This window comes from Hydrogenophaga sp., assembly GCF_022844385.1.
In the GTDB taxonomy this organism is placed as follows: domain Bacteria; phylum Pseudomonadota; class Gammaproteobacteria; order Burkholderiales; family Burkholderiaceae_C; genus Hydrogenophaga.
The window spans coordinates 1-4372 of the sequence record NZ_JALHLX010000148.1 but is presented as its reverse complement, the minus strand read 5'-3'; the positions used below and the strand labels follow the sequence as shown (position 1 = coordinate 4372).

5 protein-coding genes are annotated in these 4372 nt (G+C 63.8%); 4 read left to right on the top strand and 1 reads right to left on the bottom strand.

The features are described from left to right. On the bottom strand, positions 1–533 hold a 533-nt coding region (locus Q0C59_RS17300; RefSeq protein WP_291217855.1), incomplete at its 3' end, for a winged helix DNA-binding protein. Positions 534–703: 170 nt separating this feature from the next. Here Q0C59_RS17300 and Q0C59_RS17295 point away from each other — a divergent pair. The 4 genes from Q0C59_RS17295 to Q0C59_RS17280 form a co-directional block, all read left to right on the top strand. Next, positions 704–1678, top strand: coding sequence for a TRAP transporter substrate-binding protein (locus Q0C59_RS17295; RefSeq protein WP_291217853.1), 975 nt, complete (start codon positions 704–706; stop codon positions 1676–1678). Positions 1679–1807: 129 nt separating this feature from the next. Then, positions 1808–2311 carry a TRAP transporter small permease gene (locus tag Q0C59_RS17290; RefSeq protein ID WP_291217851.1) on the top strand — a complete coding sequence of 168 codons (504 nt, stop codon included), beginning with the start codon at positions 1808–1810 and terminating at the stop codon, positions 2309–2311. After that, the gene (locus tag Q0C59_RS17285) at positions 2304–3599 is read left to right on the top strand and encodes a TRAP transporter large permease (RefSeq protein WP_291217849.1); all 1296 of its coding nucleotides are present in this window, start codon (positions 2304–2306) and stop codon (positions 3597–3599) included. Before Q0C59_RS17290 ends, Q0C59_RS17285 begins: the two co-directional genes overlap by 8 nt. Before the next feature lie 81 nt (positions 3600–3680). Then, the coding region (locus tag Q0C59_RS17280) for a recombination-associated protein RdgC (RefSeq protein ID WP_291217847.1) at positions 3681–4372 on the top strand (692 nt) is incomplete at its 3' end.

Sequence of the window (4372 nt, the reverse complement as noted above, 5' to 3'; positions counted from 1 at the left end):
GCGGCAGACCGGGCTGCCTGGTCGTAGATGCCGGAGAGCACGCGCAGCAGGCGCGCCAGCTCTCCGATGTCGTGGTTGAGTGCGTCGTCGGCCTTGAGCGCATTGATCAGGCAGCTGTCCCGGATCTCGCGGTAGCGCAACACATAGGCCTTGCCCGCTTCGGTGGGGCCGTAGGTCACTTCCTTGCCGTTCTTGCTGGAGACCACCACGCCCAGGCCTTGCAGCTTTTTCAGGGCGTAGTTGATGAGGTGCGTGTCTTCCACGTTCATGATGAAGGCGATGTCGGCCAGGCGCTTGTCGCGCGCACGGTGCGTGACGTGGTGCAGCACCAGCACGTCCAGGGCCGTGAGGTCCTTCAGACCCGCCGCACTCATGCAGTGCACGATCCAGCGGTGGAAGGCGTTGCCCGAGACGATGAGACCGAATTCGAACTCGCTCATCTCCGCGCTGTGCGGCGACACCAGGTGCGCCGAGGACACGATGGGCTGCGATGGTGCGGTGGCTGGCTTGGTGCTTGCTTTGGAACGGGCCATGGTGTGGGACGCCTTGAAGAGGTGCGGCGCAGTTTATGTTTTTTGATGACGATTTGCCAATAATTTGTTGACATATAGGGAAAACACCGATCACACTTCGCCCGCTCACCGATAGAGTCCATCCGCTGCCCTGTCCCTCAGTTCCCACTCAATCCAACGGAGCCTTCACCATGAAACGTCGTCTGTTCAGCGTCACCCTGGCCGCCTCTGCGCTGGCCCTGAGCCTGCCCGCCACCGCCCAGACCAAGTGGGATCTGCCGGCCGCTTACCCTGCTACCAACTTCCACTCCGTCAACCTGGCCGCGTTTGCAGCCGACGTTCAAAAGGCCACCGGTGGCAAGCTGCAGATCACCGTGCACCCCGGCGCATCGTTGTTCAAGTTGCCCGAGATCAAGCGCGCCGTGCAAGGCGGACAAGCCCAGATCGGCGAGATCCTGCTGGCTGCGTACCAGAACGAATGGCAGATGTTCGGCGCCGACGGTCTGCCGTTTCTGGCCACCAGCTACGCCGACTCCATGAAGCTGTACCAGGCGCAAAAACCCATTCTGGAAAAGAAGCTCGCGGAGCAAGGCATGACCCTGCTCTACACGGTGGCCTGGCCCCCGCAAGGCATCTACAGCAAGAAGCCGCTGGCCAGCGCGGCCGACCTCAAGGGCAGCAAGTGGCGCGCGTACAGCCCGTCCACCTCGCGCATCGCCGAACTGGTGGGCGCACAGCCCGTCACCGTGCAGGCCGCCGAGCTGTCGCAAGCCCTGGCCACCGGTGCCGTTGAGGCCAACATGACGTCCGGCGCCACGGGCGTGGACAGCAAGCTCTATGAGCACCTGAAGTTTTACTACGACGTGCAGGCCTGGCTGCCCAAAAACGCGATCATCGTGAACAAGCGTGCGTTTGATGCGCTGGACAAGCCCACGCAGGACGCACTGCGCAAGGCCGGTGCCGACGCCGAAGCACGCGGCTGGGCCGCTTCGCAAAAGGTCAACACCGACACGCTGGCCATCCTCAAGACCAACGGCATGACCGTGGAGCCTCCATCGGCCGCGCTCAAGGCCGACATGCAGAAGGTGGGCGAGACCATGCTCAAGGAGTGGCTGGAGAAGGCCGGTCCTGATGGTCAGGCCATGCTCGACGCTTATAAAAAGTAAAACCCCGCCGCGCTCTGCGCGACCCCTTCAAGGGGGCGGCACCTGCGGCCTGGCAGAGCCAGTTCCGCGGTGCCCGCTGGGCTGGACCCGGGCACGCGCAACGGGTCGTTTATCTGAAGTCACATCCCCATGCGCAAATTCCTCGATTCCCTCTACCTCGGCGCGGCCTGGCTGGCCGCGCTGTTCATGATCGGCGTGCTGGTCATGGTGCTGCTCTCCATGCTGGGGCGCACACTCCATTTTTACGTGCCCGGCACCGACGCGTACGCCGGCTATGCCATGGCGGGCGCCGGCTTCCTGGCGCTGGCGCACACACTCAAGAGTGGTGAACACATCCGCGTGACGCTGATCATCGGCAAGCTCACCGGCGGCGCCCGACGCGGTCTGGAGCTGTGGTCGCTCACGGTGGCCGTGTTGCTGGCCGGCTTGCTGGCGGTGTACGCGTGGCGGCTGTCGTGGCAATCGCACCAGTTCCACGACATCTCGACCTCGGCCGACGCCACACCGCTGTGGATCCCGCAGATCCTCATGGCCGTGGGCACCACGGTGCTGTTGATCGCCTTCATCGACGAGTGGGTGCTGGAACTCCAGCGCAAACGCCTGCACGGCCATGCGGAGACCCGTCATGAATGAACTTCTCGTCACCACGCTGCTGATCGTCTCGTTGTTTGCCCTGCTGGGCAGTGGCGTCTGGATCGGGCTCACGCTCGCTGGCGTGGCCTGGATCGGCATGGAACTGTTTTCCTCGCGCCCTGCGGGCGACGCCATGGCCATCACCATCTGGGGTTCGGCCAGCAGCTGGACGCTCACCGCGCTGCCGCTGTTCGTGTGGATGGGTGAGATCCTGTTCCGCACCAAGCTGTCGGAGAGCATGTTCCGGGGTCTCGCACCCTGGGTCAACGCCCTGCCCGGCCGGCTGCTGCACACCAACATCCTGGGCAGCACCATCTTTGCGGCAGTCTCGGGTTCGTCGGCTGCCACCTGCGCCACCATCGGCAAGATGAGCATTCCCGAGCTCACCAAGCGCGGCTACCCGCCCGAGAAGATCGTGGGCTCGCTCGGTGGCGCCAGCACGCTGGGGTTGTTGATCCCGCCGTCGATCATCATGATCGTCTACGGCGTGGCGGCCGAGGTGTCGATCGCCAAGCTGTTCGTGGCGGGTGTGCTGCCTGGCCTCATGCTCGCGGGCCTGTTCAGCGGCCACCTGATGATCTGGGCGCTGCTCAACCCGACACAGGTGCCCAAGAGCGACGTGAACATGACGCTGGCGCAAAAGCTGAGCGAGTCGCGCCATTTGATCCCGGTGATCCTGCTCATCGGCGGCGTGATCGGCACCATCTACACCGGCATCGCCACCGCCACCGAAGCGGCGGCCGTGGGTGTTGTGGGCGCGCTCGTTCTTTCGGCGGCTCAAGGCTCACTCACGCGGGCCACGTTTGCCAGTTCGCTGCTGGGCGCCACGCGCCTGTATTGCATGATTGCGCTGATCCTCGCGGGTGCAGCCTTTCTCACGCTGGCCATGGGCTACATCGGTCTGCCGCGGCATCTGGCCGAGTTCGTCACCGGGCTGGGTTTGTCGCCCGGCGTGCTGCTCTTTGCGCTGGCGCTGTTCTACATCCTGCTGGGTTGCTTTCTGGACGGCATCTCCATGATTGTGTTGACCATGGGCGTGATCCTGCCCACCGTCACGGCTGCGGGCATCGACCTGATCTGGTTCGGCATCTTCGTGGTGATCGTGGTGGAAATGGCGCAGATCACACCGCCCGTGGGTTTCAACCTGTTTGTGCTGCAAGGCATGACCAAACGCGAGATCACCTGGATCGCCAAGGTCTGCATGCCCTACTTCTTTCTCATGGTGCTGGCCGTCATGCTGCTCTGGTGGTTTCCACAAATCGTGACCTGGCTGCCGTCGAGGATGTAACGCCGCCATCCCCTAAGATGCAAGGCCCGCCACGCATGCCGTGGCGGGCCTTTTCTTTTCTGCAGATCAACAAGGATTTCCGTGTTCAAGAATGTGACGATCTACCGCATCGCGCCCGGCTGGAGCGCAACGGTGGCAGACATGGAGGCTGCGCTTGACGCGGCCCGTTTCAAGCCCTGCGGCGCCACGCAGGACAAATCGGTAGGCTGGGTCGAGCCACGCGGTGAGGCCCACGGCCCGCTGGTGGAATCGGTGGCTGGCCAGCGCATCCTCAAACTCCAGATCGAGACCAAGGGTGTGCCCGGCTCGGTGGTGAAAAAGAAGGCGCAGGAAGAAGCCGACCACATCGAGGCCACCACCGGCCGCAAGCCCGGAAAGAAGGAAACGAAAGCCCTGCGCGAAGACGCGCTGCTGTCCTTGCTGCCGCAGGCGTTTGCGCGCCAGATGAACGTGTGGGTCTGGATCGATCTGGACAACGGCTGGCTCGTGACCGACGCCAGCAGCCAGGGCAAGCTGGACGAAGTCGTGACCGCGCTGGTGCGTGCCTTTGACGGCCTGGTCATCACCCTGCTGCAGACCGCCGTGACGCCGCAAACGGCCATGACGCAATGGCTCTCGGCCACCACGCCCGACGAGTGGCCAGGTGGTTTTGCGGTGGAGCGCGAGTGTGAACTCAAGTCGGGCGACGAAGAGAAGTCATCGGTCAAGTTCACCCGCCACAACCTCGCCACCGACGAGGTGCGCCAGCACATCACCGAGGGCAAACTGCCCAC

Bases quoted from the DNA above. Each gene is read 5' to 3' on its own strand.
- Q0C59_RS17295 (WP_291217853.1), top strand. From the start codon at position 704: ATGAAACGTCGTCTGTTCAGCGTCACCCTGGCCGCCTCTGCGCTGGCC.
- Q0C59_RS17290 (WP_291217851.1), top strand. From the start codon at position 1,808: ATGCGCAAATTCCTCGATTCCCTCTACCTCGGCGCGGCCTGGCTGGCC.
- Q0C59_RS17285 (WP_291217849.1), top strand. From the start codon at position 2,304: ATGAATGAACTTCTCGTCACCACGCTGCTGATCGTCTCGTTGTTTGCC.